Origin of the sequence: Winogradskyella sp., from assembly GCF_045105575.1 — a bacterium.
GTDB lineage: Bacteria > Bacteroidota > Bacteroidia > Flavobacteriales > Flavobacteriaceae > Winogradskyella.
The window spans coordinates 52,327-75,406 of the sequence record NZ_JBGCDQ010000006.1 but is presented as its reverse complement, the minus strand read 5'-3'; the positions used below and the strand labels follow the sequence as shown (position 1 = coordinate 75,406).

25 protein-coding genes are annotated in these 23,080 nt (G+C 33.7%); 20 read left to right on the top strand and 5 right to left on the bottom strand.

Translation table 11 applies throughout. From position 1 onward, the window contains the following. Positions 1–7: 7 nt before the first annotated feature. From AB8B52_RS01330 to AB8B52_RS01260, 15 genes are all read left to right on the top strand, one after another. Positions 8–979: a bifunctional riboflavin kinase/FAD synthetase gene (locus tag AB8B52_RS01330; protein WP_406024469.1), complete on the top strand. Its 972-nt coding sequence runs from the start codon at positions 8–10 to the stop codon at positions 977–979. Beyond that, positions 972–2,285 carry an HTTM domain-containing protein gene (locus AB8B52_RS01325; protein WP_406024467.1) on the top strand — a complete coding sequence of 438 codons (1,314 nt, stop codon included), beginning with the start codon at positions 972–974 and terminating at the stop codon, positions 2,283–2,285. Before AB8B52_RS01330 ends, AB8B52_RS01325 begins: the two co-directional genes overlap by 8 nt. Positions 2,286–2,473: 188 nt before the next feature. Then, positions 2,474–3,745 (top strand): serine--tRNA ligase, encoded by a 1,272-nt coding sequence (gene serS, locus AB8B52_RS01320; protein WP_406024465.1) that lies wholly within the window; start codon positions 2,474–2,476, stop codon positions 3,743–3,745. A 398-nt stretch (positions 3,746–4,143) separates the two neighbouring features. Beyond that, positions 4,144–5,928, top strand: a complete 1,785-nt coding sequence (locus AB8B52_RS01315) for a hypothetical protein (protein WP_406024462.1) — start codon at positions 4,144–4,146, stop codon at positions 5,926–5,928. Positions 5,929–6,002: 74 nt separating this feature from the next. Next, on the top strand, positions 6,003–6,323 hold the full coding sequence (locus AB8B52_RS01310; RefSeq protein WP_406024459.1) for a DUF4286 family protein: 321 nt from the start codon (positions 6,003–6,005) through the stop codon (positions 6,321–6,323). A gap of 231 nt (positions 6,324–6,554) precedes the next feature. Further along, entirely contained in the window at positions 6,555–7,331 is a 777-nt protein-coding gene (gene rsmA / locus AB8B52_RS01305; RefSeq protein ID WP_406024457.1) for a 16S rRNA (adenine(1518)-N(6)/adenine(1519)-N(6))-dimethyltransferase RsmA, read from the top strand. 69 nt (positions 7,332–7,400) lie between these two features. Next, positions 7,401–8,771, top strand: a complete 1,371-nt coding sequence (gene mgtE / locus AB8B52_RS01300; RefSeq protein ID WP_406024455.1) for a magnesium transporter — start codon at positions 7,401–7,403, stop codon at positions 8,769–8,771. Positions 8,772–9,040: 269 nt separating this feature from the next. Further along, positions 9,041–9,406, top strand: coding sequence for a cupin domain-containing protein (locus AB8B52_RS01295; RefSeq protein ID WP_406024453.1), 366 nt, complete (start codon positions 9,041–9,043; stop codon positions 9,404–9,406). Positions 9,407–9,566: 160 nt separating this feature from the next. Then, a complete protein-coding gene (locus AB8B52_RS01290; RefSeq protein ID WP_406024451.1) occupies positions 9,567–10,505 on the top strand; it encodes a 2-hydroxyacid dehydrogenase in 939 nt (312 codons plus the stop codon). A 9-nt stretch (positions 10,506–10,514) separates the two neighbouring features. Further along, positions 10,515–10,925, top strand: a complete 411-nt coding sequence (locus AB8B52_RS01285) for a response regulator transcription factor (RefSeq protein ID WP_406024449.1) — start codon at positions 10,515–10,517, stop codon at positions 10,923–10,925. 104 nt (positions 10,926–11,029) lie between these two features. Beyond that, on the top strand, positions 11,030–11,494 hold the full coding sequence (locus AB8B52_RS01280; RefSeq protein ID WP_406024447.1) for a DUF4199 domain-containing protein: 465 nt from the start codon (positions 11,030–11,032) through the stop codon (positions 11,492–11,494). Positions 11,495–11,500: 6 nt separating this feature from the next. Continuing rightward, on the top strand, positions 11,501–11,956 hold the full coding sequence (locus AB8B52_RS01275; protein ID WP_406024445.1) for a DUF1801 domain-containing protein: 456 nt from the start codon (positions 11,501–11,503) through the stop codon (positions 11,954–11,956). A 398-nt stretch (positions 11,957–12,354) separates the two neighbouring features. Then, a complete protein-coding gene (locus AB8B52_RS01270) occupies positions 12,355–12,744 on the top strand; it encodes a VOC family protein (protein WP_406024444.1) in 390 nt (129 codons plus the stop codon). A 50-nt stretch (positions 12,745–12,794) separates the two neighbouring features. Beyond that, positions 12,795–13,397 (top strand): hypothetical protein, encoded by a 603-nt coding sequence (locus AB8B52_RS01265; RefSeq protein WP_406024442.1) that lies wholly within the window; start codon positions 12,795–12,797, stop codon positions 13,395–13,397. A gap of 52 nt (positions 13,398–13,449) precedes the next feature. Next, positions 13,450–13,929 carry a YtxH domain-containing protein gene (locus AB8B52_RS01260; RefSeq protein ID WP_406024440.1) on the top strand — a complete coding sequence of 160 codons (480 nt, stop codon included), beginning with the start codon at positions 13,450–13,452 and terminating at the stop codon, positions 13,927–13,929. A 20-nt stretch (positions 13,930–13,949) separates the two neighbouring features. On the opposite strand, the gene AB8B52_RS01255 is transcribed toward AB8B52_RS01260, so the two are convergent. From AB8B52_RS01255 to AB8B52_RS01240, 4 genes are all read right to left on the bottom strand, one after another. Continuing rightward, entirely contained in the window at positions 13,950–14,990 is a 1,041-nt protein-coding gene (locus tag AB8B52_RS01255) for a carboxypeptidase-like regulatory domain-containing protein (RefSeq protein WP_406024438.1), read from the bottom strand. Beyond that, a complete protein-coding gene (locus AB8B52_RS01250; protein WP_406024436.1) occupies positions 14,980–16,809 on the bottom strand; it encodes a GNAT family N-acyltransferase in 1,830 nt (609 codons plus the stop codon). The genes AB8B52_RS01255 and AB8B52_RS01250 overlap by 11 nt, the downstream gene beginning before the upstream one ends. 89 nt (positions 16,810–16,898) lie before the next feature. Beyond that, positions 16,899–18,149, bottom strand: coding sequence for an aspartate kinase (locus AB8B52_RS01245; RefSeq protein ID WP_406024434.1), 1,251 nt, complete (start codon positions 18,147–18,149; stop codon positions 16,899–16,901). After that, positions 18,149–18,625 carry a GNAT family N-acetyltransferase gene (locus AB8B52_RS01240; RefSeq protein WP_406024432.1) on the bottom strand — a complete coding sequence of 159 codons (477 nt, stop codon included), beginning with the start codon at positions 18,623–18,625 and terminating at the stop codon, positions 18,149–18,151. Before AB8B52_RS01240 ends, AB8B52_RS01245 begins: the two co-directional genes overlap by 1 nt. A 128-nt stretch (positions 18,626–18,753) precedes the next feature. On the opposite strand from AB8B52_RS01240, the gene fbp reads away from it, so the two are divergent. From fbp to AB8B52_RS01215, 5 genes are all read left to right on the top strand, one after another. Then, positions 18,754–19,758, top strand: a complete 1,005-nt coding sequence (gene fbp / locus AB8B52_RS01235) for a class 1 fructose-bisphosphatase (protein ID WP_406024431.1) — start codon at positions 18,754–18,756, stop codon at positions 19,756–19,758. 105 nt (positions 19,759–19,863) lie between these two features. After that, positions 19,864–20,202 (top strand): type II toxin-antitoxin system HigB family toxin, encoded by a 339-nt coding sequence (locus tag AB8B52_RS01230; protein ID WP_406024429.1) that lies wholly within the window; start codon positions 19,864–19,866, stop codon positions 20,200–20,202. 11 nt (positions 20,203–20,213) lie between these two features. Continuing rightward, positions 20,214–20,774, top strand: a complete 561-nt coding sequence (locus AB8B52_RS01225; RefSeq protein ID WP_406024427.1) for a helix-turn-helix domain-containing protein — start codon at positions 20,214–20,216, stop codon at positions 20,772–20,774. Between the two features lie 96 nt (positions 20,775–20,870). After that, positions 20,871–21,524, top strand: a complete 654-nt coding sequence (locus AB8B52_RS01220) for a Crp/Fnr family transcriptional regulator (protein WP_406024530.1) — start codon at positions 20,871–20,873, stop codon at positions 21,522–21,524. Positions 21,525–21,593: 69 nt separating this feature from the next. Next, complete coding sequence (locus AB8B52_RS01215; protein ID WP_406024425.1) at positions 21,594–22,457, top strand: alpha/beta hydrolase family protein; 864 nt, start codon at positions 21,594–21,596, stop codon at positions 22,455–22,457. Between the two features lie 130 nt (positions 22,458–22,587). Here AB8B52_RS01215 and AB8B52_RS01210 read toward each other — a convergent pair whose 3' ends face one another. After that, entirely contained in the window at positions 22,588–23,019 is a 432-nt protein-coding gene (locus AB8B52_RS01210) for a TerB family tellurite resistance protein (protein ID WP_406024423.1), read from the bottom strand. Positions 23,020–23,080 lie beyond the last annotated feature (61 nt).

Below are 23,080 nucleotides of genomic sequence, written 5' to 3'. Positions count from 1 at the left end.
AAATTCCTTGAATTTAAGAATTTTTTTACAAACATTGATGACAACAGCAACGATCTATAAACCACAACGCTTGACTTCAATTTCGGAAAAAGTAACAACCATAGGTACCTTTGATGGCATTCATATTGGACATCAAAAAATATTAAAACAAGTGGTACAACTTGCAAGAGACAAAGGTTATGTGCCTGCAGTACTGACCTTATTCCCTCATCCTAGAATGGTACTTCAGAAAGACGATTCTATCAAATTACTAAACACTATTGAAGAGCGTGTCGCATTATTAACATCGCTCGGAATTGAAGCCGTTATCGTTAAAAAATTCACCAAAGAATTCTCAAACCTCTCTGCCAAAGATTACGTAAAACAAATTTTAGTAGACGAATTAAATACCAAGCATATTGTTATAGGCTACGATCACCATTTCGGAAAAAACCGAAGTGCAAACATCAGCGATCTAAAAGCTTTTGCAAAACGCTATGATTTTAAGGTGGAAGAAATTTCAGCGCAAGACATAGAAGATGTTACTGTAAGTTCCACCAAAATTAGAACAGCTTTAAATGCAGGTGAAGTGGATTTAGCAAATGCTTACTTAGGCTATAACTTTTTTATTACAGGACATGTTATAAAAGGCAAAGGCTTAGGTAGAACGATAGGTTTCCCAACTGCAAATATTCATAATACGGCAACATACAAGTTAATTCCGGGTAATGGTGTGTACGTCGTCTCTTCTCAAATTGGTGATAAGACCATCTTTGGGATGATGAATATTGGTACCAACCCAACGGTTAATGGAAAAATACGTTCTATTGAGGTGCATTTTTTTAACTTTAATGAAAACATCTACAATGCAGAACTAAAAATAGAATTTTTAAAGCGCCTACGTAGCGAACAAAAATTCGAAAATCTTGAAGGATTGAAAATTCAATTGAAACAAGATATGGCAAATGCACATCAGTATATAGAAGCGCTCCATGACTAAATTTCTATTCAAACATATAGACAATTCTGGACTTGTAGTGTTTAGAATCTTCTTTGGCCTATTGTGCTTTTTAGAAAGTGTTGGTGCTGTTATTACAGGTTGGGTAACACGTACTTTAGTAGAACCAAAATTTACATTTTCTTTTATTGGTTTTGAATGGTTACAACCGCTTCCAGGAAATTGGATGTACATGTATTACATTGTAATGGGTGTTTTTGGATTGCTCATTATGGTGGGTTATAAATACCGTTTCAGCATGTTAATGTTTGCTTTTATGTGGACAGCAACCTATTTAATGCAAAAATCATCTTATAATAACCACTATTATTTACTCTTTATACTAAGCTTTTTAATGGTGCTTTTACCTGCGCATCGCTATGCTTCGGTAGATGTAAAATTAAATCCATCGCTCAAAAGAATTTCGATGCCAGCATGGTGTAAATGGTTTTTTGTAATTCAGTTATTTATTCTTTATACCTATGCCTCAATTGCAAAATTATACCCAGATTGGCTAGACACTTCTGTTATAGCCATATTGATGCAAAACAAAGCCAGTTATCCCATTATTGGAGATCTATTGCAACAGCAGAGTGTGCATTATATGATTGCGTATGGTGGCATTTTGTTTGATGGTTTAATTATTCCTCTATTACTTTTTAAACCGACTAGAAAGTATGCATTCTTCGCATCCATTTTCTTTCATTTGTTTAATTCTATTGTATTTCAAATTGGAATTTTTCCCTATTTATCCTTAGCGTTTAGCTTGTTCTTTTTTGATGCAAAAACCATTCGGAATATATTTTTAAAACATAAACCGTTTTACGAAGCTGACGACCTCATAGTACCCAATTATAGCAAACCCTTAGTTGTTGTATTTTCAATTTATTTTATAATTCATATCGCTTTACCACTACGACAATATGCTTTTGAAGATAATGTGTTATGGACTGAAGAAGGGCATCGCCTATCTTGGCGGATGATGTTGCGAGCAAAAAATGGAAACGTAAGATACTCAGTCATTGATACTGAAACTAAGAATGCCATTGCTATAAAATTAGACGACTATCTCACAAAAAAACAACAACGAGGTGCAAGTACCAAACCAGATATTATTTGGCAATTTGCCAAGCATCTTAAACACAATTTTGCCGAACAAGGACAAACCGTACAAGTCTATGTGAGAGCTTACGTAAGTGTCAACGGCAAACCTTCAAAACAACTTATAGATCCAACGGTTGATCTTGCTAATGAAGAATGGCAGCACTTTAAACATCATGATTGGATTTTGCCTTCGGGAAAGGATTAGTATTTCGGATTTAATCGTGTTACGGATTTGTGATAACTCGTGAAATTCATGTCAAAAAAAATACATCATCTTTATAATCCAGATTTCACCCATAAAATACAAGGCTTTATATTTTTTTCTGCTCATTTTATTTTTACTTTTACCACTTGTATTCCTTGCGCTAGTAAGCGTTAATCAAAACTAAAAATATGTTACAAGTTGCCTTTATCCGAGAACATAAAGAAGATATCATAAGACGTTTAGACAAACGAAATATTGATGCTACTGAAATGATTAATGAAGCGATTGCTTTAGATGAAAATCGCAAAGCCATTCAAACCTCTTTAGACAATACAAAAGCAGAATCGAATGCACTATCTAAAGAAATTGGGAACTTATTTAAATCTGGAGAAAAGCAAAAAGCTACGATTTTAAAGGAAAAAACAACACACTTAAAGGAAGCTGCTAAGGGTTTTGAACAAGAACTTAATGATACCATTGAGAATTTAACCACTTTGTTATATAAGATTCCTAATGTGCCGCATGAGTCTGTACCAAAAGGAAAATCTGAAGAAGATAACGAGGAAATTTATAAAGAAGGTGACATTCCTACCTTACCTAGTAATGCACAACCGCATTGGAAACTTGCCAAAACTTACGATATTATAGATTTTGAATTGGGTAATAAAATTACAGGAGCTGGTTTTCCTGTCTATAAAGGAAAAGGTGCCAAATTACAACGTGCACTTATCGCTTATTTTTTAGATAAAAATACAGATGCTGGCTATACGGAATATCAACTACCTCTTTTAGTCAACGAAGCGTCTTGTTATGGCACAGGTCAGTTGCCAGACAAGGAAGGCCAAATGTATCATGATTCTCGAGACGATTTGTACTTAATCCCAACTGCGGAAGTACCTGGCACTAACGTATTTAGAGATGTTTTATTAAATGAAAGTGAATTACCTGTGAGTATTACTGGCTATACTCCATGTTTTAGGCGTGAAGCCGGAAGTTATGGTGCGCACGTCCGTGGCTTAAATAGACTACACCAATTTGATAAAGTTGAAATTATCCGTGTAGAGCATCCTGATAAGTCTTACCAAGCTTTTGAAGGCATGATAGAGCATGTTAAATCTATTTTACGCGAACTTAAATTACCTTTCAGAATATTAAAATTGTGTGGTGGAGATACTGGATTTCCTGCTGCGATGACTTACGATTTTGAAGTCTTTTCAACAGCCCAAGATCGTTGGTTAGAAATTTCCTCCGTATCAAATTTTGAAACTTATCAAGCCAATCGTTTAAAATTACGTTTTAAAAACAAGGATGGTAAGAATGAATTATGCCACACACTCAACGGAAGCTCATTAGCATTGCCGAGAGTTTTAGCTGGTATTTTAGAAAACTACCAAACTGAAGATGGTATAAAAATCCCAGAAGTTTTAATCCCATATACAGGTTTTAATAAGATTTCTTAACAATTATAAATTGATAGTATTTTCATCAAATCGTTAAAATAATATGTATTTTATCGATTATTTGTGTATTTCTTCGTTTTAATTGGTTATTTTTCTCATATTTCAAGTATCCAAATATTAATAACCTACATTATGAAGAATATAAAACGTATTGCATTGATTGTTGTGGTAAGCAAAGTTTTGTTTTAATTATTCATTTAGAAATATAAAACAGAACCAAGACAGAATATTTGAATCATATTTACAAAGAATAATGGTTAATAGCACATTTATTTTGCTGGTAAAATGCCTAAGTGTATAGCTTAGGCATTTTTTTGTGACAATTTTTACAATATCTCGGTTCTGCATTTGTTATATTTGAGCTAGTATTAGATGGGCACAATACTTAAATCACAAACATGCAGTTACGGTTTTTCACCATACTTTTTATTTTAAGTTTTTATTCTGGCTTCGCACAAAACAGCGAATCGCTAGCAGAAAGCTATTACAAAAAAGGAGAGTTTCAAAAAGCACTTATCATCTACGAAAACTTAGCTAAAGAAAAACCATACAGCTATAACTACACTTATAAGTTAGTAGACATACATCAACAATTAGAACAATATGCAGCAGCAGAATTTATTTTGGTTCAGCGCTTAGAGAAAAGACGAAATCCTGCTATGGTGGTGGCTCTAGGCTATAATTTTCAATTAAAAGACAGTTTACAAAAGGCCAAAACCTTATACGAAGAAGCCATTACGTCTTTAGATGAAAAACCAAATTACATCTACTCCATAGCTAAAAAATTTGAAGATTATTCGCTTTTAGAAGAAGCCATTCGTGTTTATGAAAAAGGGAAATTGTTAACTCCAGATAACGACTATACCATACAATTGGCACGTATTTATGGAGATCAAGGTAATCTGGAGCAGATGTTTGCCAACTATATAGATTATGTTGACTATAAGCCTAACTACCTCAACAATATTAAGCGTGCTATCAGTGATTTTATTTCAGAAAATAAAGACAATCAAAACAATATTTATTTAAGACGGTTACTCCTCAAAAAAATACAGCAAGAACCAAAAGCTTATTGGTACGAAATGCTGAGTTGGCTCTATGTGCAAGAAAAAGCATATAACAAATCGTTTATACAAGAAAAAGCACTCTACAAACGTAATCCTGAAAGTTTAGATCGTATTATTGAATTGGCCATTACTGCAAGAAAAGATAATGATGACGACACCGCGAAATCCATTTTTAATTATGTCTTAGAAACAACACAAGATTCTGGTACAGCTTTAAATGCACATCAGTACGTTTTAGAAATAGAAACTGAAAATGCAGATGCCAAACAACTAAAAAAGATAGATGAAATCTATAATCAGTTACTTGATGACTATGGTAAATCTGAACTCACCTTACCACTTCAATTAGCCTATGGAAAATTTTTAGCCTTCGACCAAAAGGATACAGAAACCGCCACAAAATTTCTTAAGAAAAGTTTAAAATTGAATGTCTCTGAATACCGAAAAGCAAAAGTAAAATTACTATTAGCTGATATTTTAGTGCTTCAAGAAAAATTTAACGAAGCTTTGATTTTCTATTCTCAAATTCAAGCCAACCTTAAAAACAGTACCATTGCGCAAGAAGCACGATTCAAAGTGGCTAAAACCAGTTATTACAAAGGGGATTTTGATTGGGCAGAATCGCAACTTAGAATCTTGAAATCATCAACCTCGCAACTCATTGCCAATGATGCACTGGACTTAAAATTATTAATTTCAGACAATAAATTTGAAGACAGTTTGCAAACCGCTTTAAAATATTATGCTAAAGCAGATCTGTATGCCTTTCAGAACAAAACAGAGGATGCCATTACACTTTTAAACAAAATTTTAGAGGAACATAAAGGGGAAAGCCTTACAGATCAGACGCTTTTTCAACAAGCCAAACTTTATACAAAAAAGAAACAATTCAACAAAGCCGAAGCTAATTATCTCGAAATTATAAAAGACTATAAAGAAGATATTTTAGCGGACGATGCACACTACTATTTAGCCGAACTGTACAATACGCATTTAGCAAAACCAGAAGCAGCTAAGGAACTTTACGAGAAAATTATTTTTGAATTTCAAGACAGTATCTATTTTATTGAAGCACGGAAGAAATTTAGAATGTTGAGAGGAGATAGTATAAACTAAATTCCAAAACACAAAAACTAATTTCCAAATAGCATATTTGTTATTTGATGTTTTAATTTGAATTTTAATATAACATGATAATCTACAACGTCACCCTAAACATAGACAAAAGCATCCATAAAGAATGGCTAATATGGATTAAAGAACACATTCCACAAGTCCTAGCCACTGGGAAATTTAAAGAAGCCAAACTCACCAAAGTTCTAGTAGAAGATCATGAAACCGACACCTATTCTGTGCAGTACAGAGCACACTCTAGAGAAGCTTTAGATGCCTATTACAAAGAAGATGCAGAAACATTAAAACAAGAAGGCTTAAAACGTTTTGCAGATAAGATGTTAGCCTTTAGAACGGAATTAGAAATTGTGGATGAATATTCTGTAGATTTTAAATAAAGGTTTCGCACAAAAGGCACAGAAACGCAAAACTAATGATTGCAGCATATACAATCAAACAAGCAGTGTTATCTCCAAGGAAACATCTTATAGTCCTATATGTTTATACAATGCCTTGTGAATTATCGGCTTTGCAATAAAACAACAACTTACGCTATAACTCTAAATAGCTCTGCGTATCTTTACATCATAATTGCTTTGTGCCTTTGCGCCTTCGCGAGAAAAAAACAAATGACAGTAAGAGCAAAAAAACACCTAGGACAACATTTCTTAGAAGACGAATCTATTGCCCAAGACATAGCAGACAGTTTATCATTTAAAGGCTACAACGACGTGTTAGAAATTGGGCCAGGCATGGGCGTTCTCACCAAATACTTACTTAAAAAAGACACCACAACGCACGTTATTGAAATAGATACAGAATCTGTAGACTATCTCAAAAATAACTACCTCAATTTAGCCGACAGAATCATAGAAAAAGACTTCTTAAAATACGATTTAAGTCTGGTTTTTGAAGATAAGCCCTTCGCGATCATCGGTAATTTCCCTTATAATATTTCATCTCAAATATTATTCAAAACTTTAGAATTGAGGCATCAAATTCCTGAGTTTTCAGGGATGTTTCAAAAAGAAGTGGCCATGCGCATTTGTTCAAAAGAAGGCTCTAAGGTTTATGGTATTTTATCGGTTTTAACACAAGCCTTTTATGATGCTGACTATTTATTTACCGTACCACCAACCGTTTTTAATCCACCACCACGCGTAGAATCTGGTGTTTTATTCCTCAAGCGAAAAGAAAATTTTACCTTGGCATGCGACGAAAAATTATTTTTCAGAGTGGTAAAAACGGGCTTTCAACAACGTAGAAAAACATTACGTAACAGTTTAAAAACCTTCAATCTATCGGATAATTTAAAAGCAAATACTATATTTGGGCAGCGACCAGAACAATTAAGCGTTTCGCAGTTTATTGAACTGACCTCGCTCATTGAAAATGACGAAAATTAAGGTATATATTTTATTATTTTCAAAATGAACAAACCCTAAACCCAGAACCATAAATTCTGAACCTTTATAGTGGAAGACACTCAAGAAAACATACAATTTCAGCTCACTGACGAGCTTGTTGAAAAGGTAGAAATCCTTGTCGAAGATCAAAACGACATAGATTTAACAACCTTACTCAATGAGTATCACCATGCAGATATTGCCGAAATTATAGATGAGTTAGATGTTGACGATTCGGTTTATGTTATAAAACTTCTCGATTCAGAAACCACATCAGAAATCCTCATGGAACTCGATGAGGACATAAGAGAAAAAATTCTTAAAAACCTTTCCACCAAAGAAATTGCCGAAGAAGTTGAAGAACTAGATACAGATGATGCGGCAGATATGATTTCTGAGCTACCTGAATCCAGACAAGCCGAAGTTATCTCGCAAATTGAAGACGACGACCATAGAGAAGAAATTCAAGAACTTTTAGCCTATGACGAAGATACCGCTGGTGGACTCATGGCAAAAGAACTCGTTAAGGTTTACGAAACGTGGACCGTTGCAGGTTGTTTGCGCAGAATTAGAGGCCAAGCCAAGGACGTTACCAGAGTCCATTCCGTTTACGTTGTAGACAAAGAAGATAAACTCATTGGCAGACTGTCTTTAAAAGATTTAATAATTTCAAAAAGCGATCAAAAAATTGCAGATATCGCAAAAGATAATGTCGATTCCGTTCATGTCAATGATGATGTTGAAGATGTGGCTAAAGTTATGGCTAAATACGATTTAGAAGCCATTCCTGTGGTTGACGATAACCAAATATTAGTCGGTAGAATTACCATTGATGATATTATTGATGTCATCAAAGAAGAAGCCGATAAAGATTATCAATTAGCAGCAGGTATTTCGCAAGATGTAGAAGCCGATGATAGTATTCTGCAACTCACAAGAGCAAGATTACCATGGCTATTTTTAGGACTTGTTGGTGGTGTTGGTGCATTCCTCATTATGGAAGGCTTTCATGATATTTTTAATAAATATGCGGTATTATTCTTTTTCACACCACTAATTGCGGCAATGGCTGGTAACGTTGGTGTACAATCTAGCGCCATTATTGTACAAGGTTTAGCCAACGATGATATTAAAGGCAGTGTCAATGGCAGATTAATCAAAGAAATGCTACTCGCTGCTCTTAACGGAACCATTCTAGCCCTTTTTCTATTCTTGTTTGTTTGGATAACCAAAGGCGACTTTTACACAGCCTTGGCCATTTCAGTATCCTTAATTGCCGTTATTATTGTTGCCGGACTCATAGGTACTTTTGTGCCGCTATTCTTAAACAAAAGAGGCATCGATCCTGCCATAGCAACAGGGCCTTTTATTACCACAAGTAACGATATTTTCGGCATCTTAATCTACTTCTGGATCGCCAAATTAATTTTAGGTATTTAATAGTTTTTGGGCGTTACCACAAGGATTAGGCTTTCACTACTCACTTTTTGCGAAAAGCAAAAGAGCTCAAACATGCCGTTCAACTGCGAAGCAATCATGAAAACCTATTTATAAAATAAGAATAGACGAATAATCCTTAACGCAAAACTTCGTAACTTTACTTCATGAAACCGAGCATGCTAAAAGTTTTATGACTCAGGAGAATGATTAATAGCGAACACTCCCGATAGCTATCGGGATCACAACTTAAAAACAATAGCTATAAACACATGAAACCAATCAACATCACAGAAAAATTCACAAAATTCAGCAAAAACTGGCATCCACATCAAATTGCTGTGGTGGATGATATGCAAGTCATTCTAGCCAAATTAAAAGGCGAATTTGTTTGGCATAGTCATGATAATGAAGACGAATTATTTCAAGTTATAAAAGGAACGCTTTATATGCAATTTAGAGACAAAACCGAAATTGTCAATGCTGGTGAAATTATCGTTGTTCCAAAAGGTGTTGAACACAATCCCACAACTAAAAATGACGAAGAAGTGCATGTCCTTTTATTTGAAAAATTGAATACAGCACATACAGGACATGTTGAACATGTGTTGACGCAAACAGAATATCCTAAGATATAATAAAAAGCTCCTTTGTCCTTCGGACATTTCCACAGAGGGGAAAAATGGGAATCTAACAATTAACTCATTGCTTCCCTTTGGAAACAATAAAAAAAGACCTTCTAGGTTTTAAAACCTAACAGACCTTAACTAATAGATACCTCCTTTCGCAGGCATTGATATGAAAATACTACACCTAGACCAAAACCATCCGTTATTACTGAATCAACTCAACGATTTAGGCTATACTAATCATACAGATTATACGTCTTCAAAAGCAGCTATTGAAGCCAAAATCACAGATTACGATGGTGTCATTATACGAAGTCGATTCAGCATAGATCAACCATTTTTAGACGCAGCCAAAAACTTAAAATTTATAGGACGTGTTGGTGCTGGTTTAGAAAATATAGATGGCGATTATGCCGAAAAAAAAGGCATTCATCTCATTTCTGCACCAGAAGGCAATAGAAATGCGGTTGGCGAGCACGCTCTTGGTATGTTACTATCACTTTTTAATAAACTCAATAAAGCAGACCGAGAAGTCAGGCAAGGCAAATGGTTGCGCGAAGCCAATAGAGGATTAGAACTAGATGGTAAAACGGTTGGACTCATTGGATATGGTAATATGGGAAAAGCATTCGCCAAAAAATTACAAGGTTTTGATGTCGAAGTTTTGTGTTACGACATAAAAACAAATGTTGGTGATGCCAATGCAAAACAAGTTATTCTTGAAGAATTGAAAGCCAAAGCAGATGTTTTAAGTCTGCATACACCACAAACCGAACTCACTTTAAATATGGTCAACTCTCATTTTATCAATGGCTTTAAAAAATCATTCTGGTTCATAAACACAGCTCGTGGAAAAAGTGTGGTGACTAAAGATTTGGTTTCAGCCTTAACATCTGGAAAAATTTTAGGTGCAGGCTTGGATGTTTTAGAATATGAAAAATCATCTTTTGAGAATTTATTTACTTCAGATAAAATACCAGAAGCCTTTCAATATTTAATTCAATCCGAAAACGTTTTACTCTCACCACATGTTGCTGGCTGGACGGTTGAAAGCAACATTAAACTATCGCAAACCATCGTTGATAAGATCAAAGCAAAATTTTGCTAATTTTAAAGCATGAAGAAAACCATTCTAGTTTTTGCATTGCTCATTTTTGCATTATTATTACTATTTCAGTTTAGTAAATATGCTGTGATCTCTGGTGATTTAAATTCAGAATTTGCAATTGCAATAATCGCCATTGTTTTTTTCTTTATAGGTGTATACATTAATAAAAAAAGTCTTCGAAAACAGACTAATACAACATTAGAAATAAATCACAAGAAAATATCAGATTTAGAGATCAGCAAACGCGAATATGAAGTTCTTTTAGGTATTTCCGAAGGATTATCAAATAAAGAAATAGGTGAACGCCTTTTCATTTCAGAAAGCACTATAAAAACACACGTTTCAAATCTACTTTCTAAATTAAATGCAAAGCGTCGTACACAAGCCTTACAAATAGCAAAAGACCTAAATATTATCTAAAATAACGAGATTAGCACCAAAGTATGAAGGGTTTTGGTACTTTAGTATGAGTCAAATTTATTAAAGCAAACTTACTTTTGTCACCTTAATTTAAACCAATTATTATGAAAAACACAGTTATCAGGTTTGGGCTTTATGGACTTATTACAGGCTTCACTATTTTTACATTACATTTAATTATTGGAATTAAAAACCTAGATTATTCCACTAATGAAATATTAGGATACATTTCAATATTTCTTTCCCTTTCGTTTATCTTCTTTGGCATAAAGCATTACAGAGATCATATTAACGACGGTATTATCTCTTTAGGAAAAGCCATTGCTATTGGTGTTCTTATATCTCTAATTGTAGGCTTAGGTATTGCCATGGCAGATTTTGTGTATACTAAATTTATAGATCCTTCATTTTTTAGCAACTACGAACAACAATTAATAAACCAAGGGAAAGCCGATGAAATAGTAAAAATGACAAGTACAACTGCTGCTCTATTTATGCTCGTACTTGTAACAATTATCGGATTTATTATATCTTTAATCTCAGGACTAATTCTACAACGAAAAAATTAATATTTTATGAATTCTAATGAAATTACACCAGAAGACTATATTAATCAACTACCCGAAGACCGAAAAACGGTTATCACAAAATTAAACGCTTTAATATTAAAATACATGCCAAAAGGCTTAGAGGCTGGCATGTCTTATGGAATGTTAGCTTATTATGTGCCAAAATCAATATATCCTGCTGGTTACCATTGTAAACCATTTCCGCCTTTGCCTTTTATTAATTTAGCCTCTCAAAAAAACTTTGTTGCCTTGTATCATTCTGGGATGTATGCCAAAAAAGAATTGTATGATTGGTTTGTATCTGAATATCCAAAGCATAGCAAGTTTAAATTAGATATGGGTAAAAGTTGTGTGCGTTTTAAGAAAATAGATGCTATTCCGTATGATTTAATTGAGCAACTTTTAGGTAAAATGTCTGTAGAAGAATGGATTGGGATTTATGAAACTACCATAAAAAAATAAAATCCTTAATGTGAAATTTTAAATTAATTTATATGGTCACTGAGCGAAGTCGAAGTGAGTCGAAGTGAGTCGCTGAAATGTCCATGAAAAATAACAATTTCCTGATAAGCTTTAGAAACCTTGTAAGTATTTAATTTAGGTTTATAGAGGTTAGTAGTTAAATACTTATCCAAAGTAAAAACTAATATATTGATTTTTAAAGTTTTAAATTTAGTTATGTTGTCAGTTCGAGCGCAGTCGAGAACTAGTCGTTTACAAAAAGTAGGTTTCGACTGCGCTCAACCAGACATTTAGCTCAAATTTGAACTTTAATTTAAGTCACTATCTATTGACCTCTATGAGTCTATTATGTATGAGATCCTGAAATGAATTCAGGATAAAAATGAATTCAAAGTAAAATGAAAAAACGTGTCACAGGCATTGGTGGTTTATTTTTTAAAACCAAAGACCCAAAAGCAGCAAAAGATTGGTATAAAAAACACTTAGGTTTTAATACCGACGATTATGGTTCTACCTTCTGGTGGAAAGACAAAGAAAATCAAGAAGATTGTTCTACACAATGGAGTCCTTTTCCTAAAGACACCACTTATTTTGAACCGTCTAAAAAAGACTTCATGTTTAATTATCGTGTGGAAAATTTAGAGGAATTATTAGTGACTTTAAAAGAAGAAGGTGTCACAATAGTAGGAGAAATGGAAACCTATGATTACGGCAAATTTGGTTGGATTCTCGATAACGAAGGCCATAAAATAGAACTATGGGAACCTATTGACCAAGCTTTTAAGTAATTCTGTAACTTTTTAACTTACTTTTATACTAACAACTAAAGACAATCATTATGAGTGAAGACAAAAATTTAAATGACGATTTAAATGACGCTGTAGAACATACAGAAGACCTAGTAAACGCATCTGCAGATACCGTTACGGACACCACTGAAACTATAAAAGAAAATACTTCTGAAGCTTTTGACTCTGCAAAGGAAAAAGCCAGTGAACTCGCTAGAGATGCCAAAGAAGCCTTTGGAACTGCAAAAGATAAAGCCTCAGAATTTGCTGATGAAGCAGGCGAAAAAATTGGTGAATTTACGGCTTCGGCAAAAGAAAAAGCAGCTGATTTTGCTGATGACGCTAAAGAAACTTACACAGAGACCAAAGCAAAAGCTAAAGAGTTTGCAGGAGAAGCCAGTGAAAAAATAAGTGAATTTACAGATGATGCTAAGGAAACTTTCACCGAAACTAAGGCAAAAGCAAAAGAATTGGCAGGAGAAGCTAGCGAAAAACTCAGCGAATTTGCCGATGACGCCAAGGAAAAAGCAGCTCAGTTTGCTGATGCAGCAGAAGACAAATTAGAGGATTTTGCAGAAGATGCTAAAGAAACCTTTACTGAAACCAAAGAAAAAACCAAAGGATTCTTTCAGAAGTTATTTGGCAAGAACTAAGCATAATTGACAATTTTTGTTAACTTTATAACACTAACCAATACCATAAAACATGTCAGACGACAATAAAAATTTAAGTGACGACCTTGAAGATATGATAGGTGACGCTAAAGAAGGAGCAAAAAAAGCTGGAGATAAAATAAGCCAAAAGGCAAGTGAATTCTCCGAAGATGCTAAAGAATTTGCTAGTGATGCTAAAGAAAAAGCCTCAGAATTTGCAGACGACGCCAAAGAAGTATTTAGCGACGGCAAAAATGTGGCTATTATTGCACATATTACATTTATTGGATGGATTATTGCGCTTGTAATGAACAGCAGTAATAAAACCGAACTAGGTTCTTTTTATATAAGACAAATGTTAGGTTTAGTTATTATTGGTGTGATAAGTTCTTGGATTCCAATTATCAATTTAGTGATGTGGCTTGTTTTACTTGTCGCCTGGGTTATGAGTTTAATTTCAGCTTTAGGCGGAGAAATGAAACCAACATTTTTGTTAGGTAAGCAATTTCAAGACTGGTTTAAAGGCCTTTAAGAACATATCAAAACCCAGAATTAATCTTCTGGGTTTTTTGTTGTTTCTTTTTCGTTCAAACCATAATCCGAAGGCAACAAGTCACCAATGCGTTGGGTTCCCATAACACCTCCAAAGTAAACTGCAACAACTGGCAAATAATTTCCATATTGATCTACTTGAAATTGATCCACAGCAGTCTCTATTACAGAACCTTTATCTTGGTTATAAAAAATATCTAACTTTTCTTTTAACACCACAGTTTTATAACCTAAGTTATCCGTATCATAAATGGTAAAGAAATCATTCCAATTTACCTTAAATTTATTTTTTCCGAAGATGTAACCTTCTTCTTCAAAGTTCTTATTATATAACGCGCGCATAAAATGTTGTACAGACCCATTGTAAGCCGCTTCTCTATTTTTAAGTGTTTTTGTTTTTTTAGCATCCTTTAAATCTTTGTAAAAAGACGTCCCAAAATACGCTATGGAATGGATATTGAAAATATTAGTTTCAGGTTCAACATATCTAAACTTAATTTCAAAATCCTTAATATCAAAAGCAACTTCGTATTGTAGCGCTTTATTAATGACCATTACAGGCGCTTTAGAACTTGCAGACATCGTTTTGTTTTTTTTATCATAACGCAAAAACAAATCATCTTCATTTAAGATTTTACAAGACTTACCAAACTTTGAACTGCCTAAAAACTCTTTTCTAAATAAGCGTAATTTTTGTCGCCTTGTTAAGCCATCATCGTAATCGAGATAGACCTCATCGAGTGTATTTTCGGCTTCAACCAATTCAATGTTTAGGGTCTTTTTACTTCTATAATCTAAAATAAACACCTTTTCATAACCGAGATAAGAAATGACTAAGGTTGACTGCGTGGCATCGGTATACGTAATTGAAAATTCACCCTTTTCGTTGGTAGTGGTTCCAATAGTTGTGTTATCAAAATAAACCGCAACTGTTTCAATAGGTTGTTGTGTGGCTTTATCTATAATACGGCCAGTAAGGGTTTGTGACACACAAAAGAGGGGGAGAATTAAAAAGCATAATAATCCAATTCTACTTATCATGGTTATCTATAAATTTACGTTCTAGTTCCGCCTGAAACTCTTCCATTACAGGTCTTACGGTACTTTCTGGTAAGTCTGCAATTTTAATATACATTAAACCATCAACCGCATTGTTAAATAAAGGATCCACATTGAATGCTACAAGTTTTGCATTCTGCTTAATATATTTTTTAAGTAATACAGGTAACCTTAATGCGCCTGGCTCTACTTCGTCTATAATTTTATCAAATTTATTTAAATCGGCTTCTGTAGCATCAAACACAAAATCCTTATCTGCATCTTGTAGCTTTACCTTAAATTCTTTTTTAGGATGGACATATTGCGCTACATAAGGATCGTAATAATGAGATTTCATAAACTCAATCATCAAACTTTTAGAAAAGTTAGAAAACTGATTACTAATACTGACTCCGCCAATTAAATATTTATGTTCCGGGAAACGCAATGTTGTGTGCACAATGCCTTTCCAAAGTAAAAATAGAGGCATTGGTTTTTGCTGATATTCTTTTATAATAAATGCACGACCCATCTCTATAGACTGGCTCATCATTTTGTATAATTCGGGTTCAAAACGAAACAAATCTTGCAGATAAAAACCATTAATTCCAAAACGCTCAAAAATTTGAGATCCTAAGCCCATTCTATAAGCTCCTGCAATAACATTGTTTTCATTATCCCATAAAAACATATGGTGGTAATAGGTATCAAATTTATCTAAGTCGATCGCCTCGTTGGTTCCTTCTCCGACTTCTCTAAATGTAATTTCTCTCAGTCGGCCAATCTCTCTCAAAATATTAGGAATATCATTGGGCGACGCCAAAAACACTTCGTAATTTTTACTTTCCAGAAGCCTGCTATCTCCAATTCTAAGGGCATCAACCTCAGCAATCATCACTTTTGGTGCGATTGGAGTCACAATACGTTTTGGTGGTTTTGATACTTTTAATTGCGACTGTAAATTATCTAAAATCTTAGGTTTATCCTCAAAGGTTTTAGATAACATATAGGTTTTTCGTCTTAAAAATTCTGAAAACTCAGGAAGCGTTTCATGTTCATTTTGGTCTTTTACCGAAATAGGTTTACCAACCCTTACTTTAATGACTCGACGTTTTTGACTTAATACTTCCGAAGGTAATTTTGCCGTTCTTAGGGTATCACTTAGTTTTGAAAGTCTGTAAAATAAGCGGCTATTTTTAGCATGAAAATAAATAGGCACCACAGGTACTTTCGCCTTTTGAATAAGCTTCATGGCAGACACTTCCCATTCTTTATCTACTACTAATTTGCCATCTCTATAGGTGGAAACTTCTCCTGCTGGGAAAACTCCTAAAGGATGACCTGCTCTTAAATGTAAAATGGCATTTTTAAATCCTGCGATACTGCTTGCTGCATCTTTTCGCTCTTCAAAAGGATTTACAGGCATAATATAGGGCTTTAATGGCTCTATGCGATGTAGTAAAAAGTTAGCAATAATCTTAAAATCGCTGCGCTGTTCTATCATTAATTTAAGCAAAAGAATGCCATCAACTCCTCCTAAAGGATGGTTAGAAACCGTAATGTAAGGCCCTTCTTTTGGGAGACGCTTTATATCTTCTTCAGGAATTTCAAACTTTATCTGAAATTCCTCTAAAATCGCATCTAAAAAGGCAACATCACTCAAATGTTTATTGCGCTTGTAAAACTTATTTATAGTAGAAATTTTAAGAACCTTCATGAGTATCCAACCAAAAAACGTCCCAAAAATTCCATACTTATCAGCGTGGATTGCTTTAGCGATCTCTTTTGCGGTTACTAAACCAGTATCAGATGATTTACCCATGAAACAAATATAATAACTTTTACGTGCTATGCACGTTTTGAAGTTGCTAAGCCCTATTTAAGTAATAACTATAATGTGTTTAAATCCTATTATTGCACAACAATTTGCACCGTGCCTTGCGTTAATTGCTTTAATAAAACGGTTTTGTCTTTTTCAAGCTCTTGTATGGCAACGTCATTATAATGCCTTATGGTATATAGACTGACATTTTTATGACATGTTACATTAAATTTTGCTTTTAAATGTTGAAGTAATTTTTCGAGATTATCGAAAAGGTTATCAATACAAACTGAAAAACTAATTGCAGAATTCTGAATGACATCCACCTTCATTTTATACAGATGAAGTAAACTAAAAATCTCGCTGATATTCTCTTCCATGATGTATGAAAAATCGAGTGAGGATAATGAAATTAAAGTTTGATGCTTCTTTACAATAAAACAAGGAATTTCTGGCACTAATGCTTTGCCTTTACTCACACATGTACCATTGCCTTCAGGATCTAAAAAAGATTTCACATACAACGGAATTTCTTTTTGTTGTAAGGGTTGTAATGTTTTTGGGTGAATTACAGAAGCACCATAAAATGCTAATTCTATCGCTTCTCTATAAGATATTTGATGTAAGAGTTGGGCATTTTCAAAATAACGCGGATCTGCGTTGAGTACTCCTGGTACATCTTTCCAAATCGTAACACTATTTGCGTTAAGGCAATAACCAAAAATTGCAGCCGTATAATCACTCCCCTCTCTTCCTAAGGTTGTGGTGAAATTATTAGCGTCACTTCCCAAGAAGCCTTGCGTAATATTAAGAATTGATGGATTAAATTTTGAAGATACATTTGCTTGTGTCTGTTCCCAATTGACGTTAGAGCGTCTGTAATAATTATCTGTTTTTATAAAGTCTCTAACATCTAACCAATTGTTTTTTAATCCGATGTTGTTGAGATAATAACTGATAATTGTGGTAGAAATTAACTCACCAAAACCAATGGTTTGGTCATATACATAATTATAGTCTGGCGATTTATTACTACTAAAAAACAAATTGAGTTCATCAAAAAGTAATTTGACCTCAGTAAATACCTGATGATTTTTATTTTCAAACAAATCTACAAGAATAGCATCATGGCATTGTATCACCTCATGGATAGCACTTTGCAATTCGGCTTTATTTTCAAAATAATTTTTAATCACCAATTCCATTCTATTGGTTGTTTTACCCATGGCAGAAACCACCACCAAAGTTTTATCGTAACCCGTTGTTTGTAAAACTTTAGCTAAATTTTTTACACCTTGCGCATCTTTTACCGACGCACCACCAAATTTATAAACTTGCATTATAATTGGTTTAAATAATTAGTAATTCCGTTTTCGTCTAATTGCACTACATCCCAATCTCGCATCACATTTGCGCCTTTGCTCTCGTAGAATTTTATAGCAGGTTCGTTCCAATCTAAAACTTCCCAACACACGCGTTTTACTCCGAGTTGTTTTGCGTGTTTTACAACAACATCTAAAAGTTTTGTGCCTAAACCTTGTCCTCTACATTTTTCGCTAACAATGAGATCTTCTAAATGCAGTACTTCACCTTTCCAAGTCGAATATCTGGTATAAACCAAAGCAATACCTTCAATGGTAGCATCAACTTCTAAAACGAAACACGTAAATTTTGGCTGTTCTCCAAAACCGTCTTTTTCTAAATCTAACAGTGTTACCTCTACTGCATCTGGTTCTTTTTCGTACTTTGCCAACTCTTGTATCAATTCTAAAACTCTTGGCATATCTTCTCTAACGGCTAATCTTGGCTGGTTCATTGGTTGCTTAAATATTAAATTCAAATATAACGCAACTCTAATGACATCACAATAATTTTAAAGTACGAAAACGTTATAGTTTGTTAAAAAATGCGATATTTGTGCGCTACTAATCAATATATTACTTCATGTCTAAAAGAAATCAAACGCTAGGGGAATTTATAATTGAAAATCAAACCTCGTTTAAATACTCTTCTGGAGAACTTTCCAGACTCATTAATTCCATTCGTCTTGCTGCAAAAGTCGTTAACCACGAAGTTAACAAAGCTGGCTTAGTCGATATCATTGGTGCAGCTGGTGATACCAATATTCAAGGTGAGGATCAGCAAAAATTAGATGTTTATGCTAATGACAAATTTATTCAGACCTTAATTAATAGAAATATTGTTTGTGGTATTGCAAGTGAAGAAGAGGATGATTTTGTGGCAATTAACAGTCAGGATGAAAATCACCAAAATAAATATATTGTTTTAATTGATCCGCTTGATGGCTCTTCTAATATCGATGTTAATGTGTCTGTAGGTACTATTTTTTCTGTGTACAGACGTGTGACTCCTGTTGGAACACCTGTAACAATAGATGATTTTCTTCAAAAAGGAAACAAACAAGTGGCTGCTGGTTATGTGGTTTATGGCACATCGACGATGTTGGTTTATACTACAGGACATGGTGTCAATGGATTTACATTGAATCCGGCGATTGGTACATTTTATTTATCGCATCCAGACATGCAATTTCCAGAAGATGGCAATATTTACTCGGTTAACGAAGGTAATTATATTCATTTCCCAGTAGGCATTAAAAAATATATTAAGTATTGCCAAGAAGAAGATGAAAACAGACCTTATACTAGCAGATATATTGGCTCTTTAGTTTCTGATTTTCATAGAAACATGATTAAAGGAGGCATTTACATGTATCCTAAAAGTTCTAAAAACTCCAACGGAAAATTACGTCTGTTATACGAATGTAATCCTATGGCTTTTATCGCAGAACAAGCAAATGGAAAAGCCAGTGATGGTTATATGCGTATTATGGATGTAGAACCTACCGAACTTCATCAGCGTGTACCATTTATTTGTGGTAGCAAAAATATGGTGGAAAAAGCTGAAGAGTTTATGCGTAATAATTAGGCGTTTAAAAGCTGTTTAAGTGCTTATATTATATGTTGGCAGTAAAAAAAGAAAATCTAAAAAGTTCGGATAATAACCGAACTTTTTTTATATTTACAATCGAAGATGAGACTGACCAATAAAAAAATATTAGAAAAGCTTAAAAGAAAAAACAGAGGAAATATTCCTTTAGCCAAAGCTATTGACCAACTCATTAAGGATATTAACGATAATAATTGGAAGAATCAAACTGAACTGAATAAGACAAGAAAAGATGCAGACAACGTTCATAGCGATGGATTTTACTTTTTCAACATCAATATTCACAGAACAATGATTTTAATTGAGTTTGATGACAATGAAGCTACTGCTGTTTGGGTTGGAACACATCAAGAATATGAAACGACCTTTAAAAATAATAGAAATACTATTAGAAAGTGGTTAAAGTCTAATGATTGGATTTAAAAAATAAAATTATGAAAACACAATTCGACATATCAGAACTAATTGAAAATGGGGAAATCCTAAACGAACTGGATTTTGAAAGAGCAATGATTGCGGACAGAAAATTACGTGTTCTTTCAAAAGGAAATCCCAAATTCAAATCCGTTAGAAAAAAATTAAGAGATTTAATTGAACAGTACGAAAATCAAAATTGGAGTGCAGATTCTAATATTTCAGAAAAAAAACTACGTGAAAGCGATGTAGCAGAACTGATTGCCGAAAAAGAACGGTTATTTATTCAGAGAAGAAAGGAGCTTATCCGAAAAAAACTAAAGAATTTAAATTTAACACAACAAGACTTTGGAAAAGTTTTAGGACACCAAAGCAAATCCTATATGTCTGAACTGATAAATGGAGTAAGTCCTTTTTCATTAAAAGATTTGATTGTTATAAATAGAATTTTGAAAATTGATTTAACCGATTTAGTCCCAACTTTTCTACCACAATCTGATAGAGTAAAAATTAAAACAACGATTAAAAAATTGGATAATCCAAAACTGAAATTAAGTAAAGACGATCTAGCATTAGCGTAAAATTACTACTGCCAACACCGTATATAATTTATTGCTAGTTCAAGCCTGCTTACCAAAAAATTCTCGCGGATTTTTTATTCGGGTTTTATTTGCTAAATCAGGTGCTTAAATCACGCAACAAAACATACACAAACACGTTCGCGACAAGCTAAAAAAACACTTATATACAAATTAAACATTATCGAAAAAACGAAAGAAATATTTACCCATTTTGAGATTTTCATTGAACTTTCGGAAAAGTTAAAATCTGAACTTTCAAAACGAATAAAACCAGTAAATTTTAAGAAAGGTCAACTCGTTTTAGATGCAAAATACATCTGTACAAAAAGTTATTTCATTCATAAAGGCATCCTACGTACTTATTACTTCAAAGACGGAAAAGAAATCACCGAGTATTTTTCTGGAATAAACGAATGGGTAAATTCTCCTAAAAGTTTTATTCATCAAGTAAAAGACATTTACTACATTGACGCAATTGAAAACACTCAAGCATATTGTATAGACGCAAAAGACCTTGTTTATCTATTTGATAATTTCCCAGAAATGGAACGCTATGCTCGATTATCAATGGGTAGTGTTTTCGGACACCTAATGGAACGTGTAACGTCATTGCGATTTTCAACAGCAAAAGAAAAGTACGACCACTTTCGAGAGACTTATTCGAGTTTTTATCATCGTATTCCTCTGAGAATGGTTGCTTCGTATTTGGGAATAACCCAAGAAACATTAAGTAGAATAAGGGCAAAATAATTATTTGACATAAGTCAAGTAAAATGGTAGTTTCATTACTTAATATTGTGACCTAACACTTATGTCGCTATGAAAAAAAGTACCAAAAAAATCTTACTTGTCATTGCTTTAATTTTATTAGCTGGTATTATCTACATTTTCACTTACGTTCCACCACTTTCTGAACAACACGGAATTGTTGAAACTAAACTTTACATTCGGAATTCCGATAATCAACCATTAATAGTAGCTTTTAGTGGTGGAAGTGGTGGTAACGATTGGTCAAGAAATTATATGAAAGGTAAAAGAGATAGCTTGATTAGAAAAGGGTATTCGGTTTTAGCAATTGGTTATTTTAATTCTAACGGAACACCAAAAAGTCTCGATAGAATATCCCTTGATGCTATTTCCGACTCGATAATGGAAATTGCAAAACATCCAAAAATAGACGAAACCAAAATCGCATTAATTGGTGGCTCTCGTGGTGGTGAGTTGGTTTTAAATTTGGCAAGCAGATTTAACCATTTCAATGCAGTTATCGCAATGTCAACTTCAAATGTTAGCTTTCCAGCTATTACTTGGTCTGCAAACACATCTTCTTGGACTTATAAAAATAAGGAAGTTACATACGTGCCAGCACCTTTAAAAACTATCTCGCCAGCAATAAAAGGTGATTTATATACCGCTCACAGTATGATGCTCGAAGATAAGCAAGCTGTAAAGAAAGCGGAAATAGCAGTCGAGAATATAAATGGACCTATTTTAATTATCTCAGGAAAAGACGACAATCAATGGCCAGCAACACAAATGTCGGACAGAATAATAGAAAGATTAAATGATAAAAATTTCAAATTCTATAAAGAACACATTACATTGAATGGTGGACACGTGGAACCTCTAAAGCAATTTAATCTAGTTTACGAATTTTTAGAAGAACATTTAAAAGCAGAATAAAGCCAGTTGCTAACAAAGTGTATAATCAATTGCCCAACCACACAACTAAAGATACACACAAACCATAAAAGCATCCAAAATAAAAAAGCGAACATCTCTGTTCGCTTTTTTTATGTTTTAAATCTTATGGTTATTGATTCATTTTTTTCATTCGGTCTGTAAATTCATCCACATCCACTTCATAATGCACTAAATTAAGTGCTTTATCAGCAATATACTTTACGTTGTCTTGATTAAAACCTAAGCCAATACATAACTTTTCTAATAAGGCTACTTGATTAGGTCCCTCAATATGATCTGCCCACACCATACGTGCCAAATCATACAAACGCTCTAAACGTTGATCGTAAGAATGTGGTGCATTTATGGGATGTGTATTATAATCCTTCAAAATGGTTTTGTATTCCGTCTCCGTAATATCTAATCTTGTGGCCAAACGATCTAAAAACGCTTTTTCTGCTTCATTAATAATTCCATCACTCATCGCAACTCTTACAATGGCAGCAAAATGATCTTCATTTCGCTTTTTAAATCCGCTTTCGAACAAATTTGAAAATGACATATATAGTGTTTTTAAATATCTAATTAATAATTCTGAACAAATATAATTCTATTCACAGAAT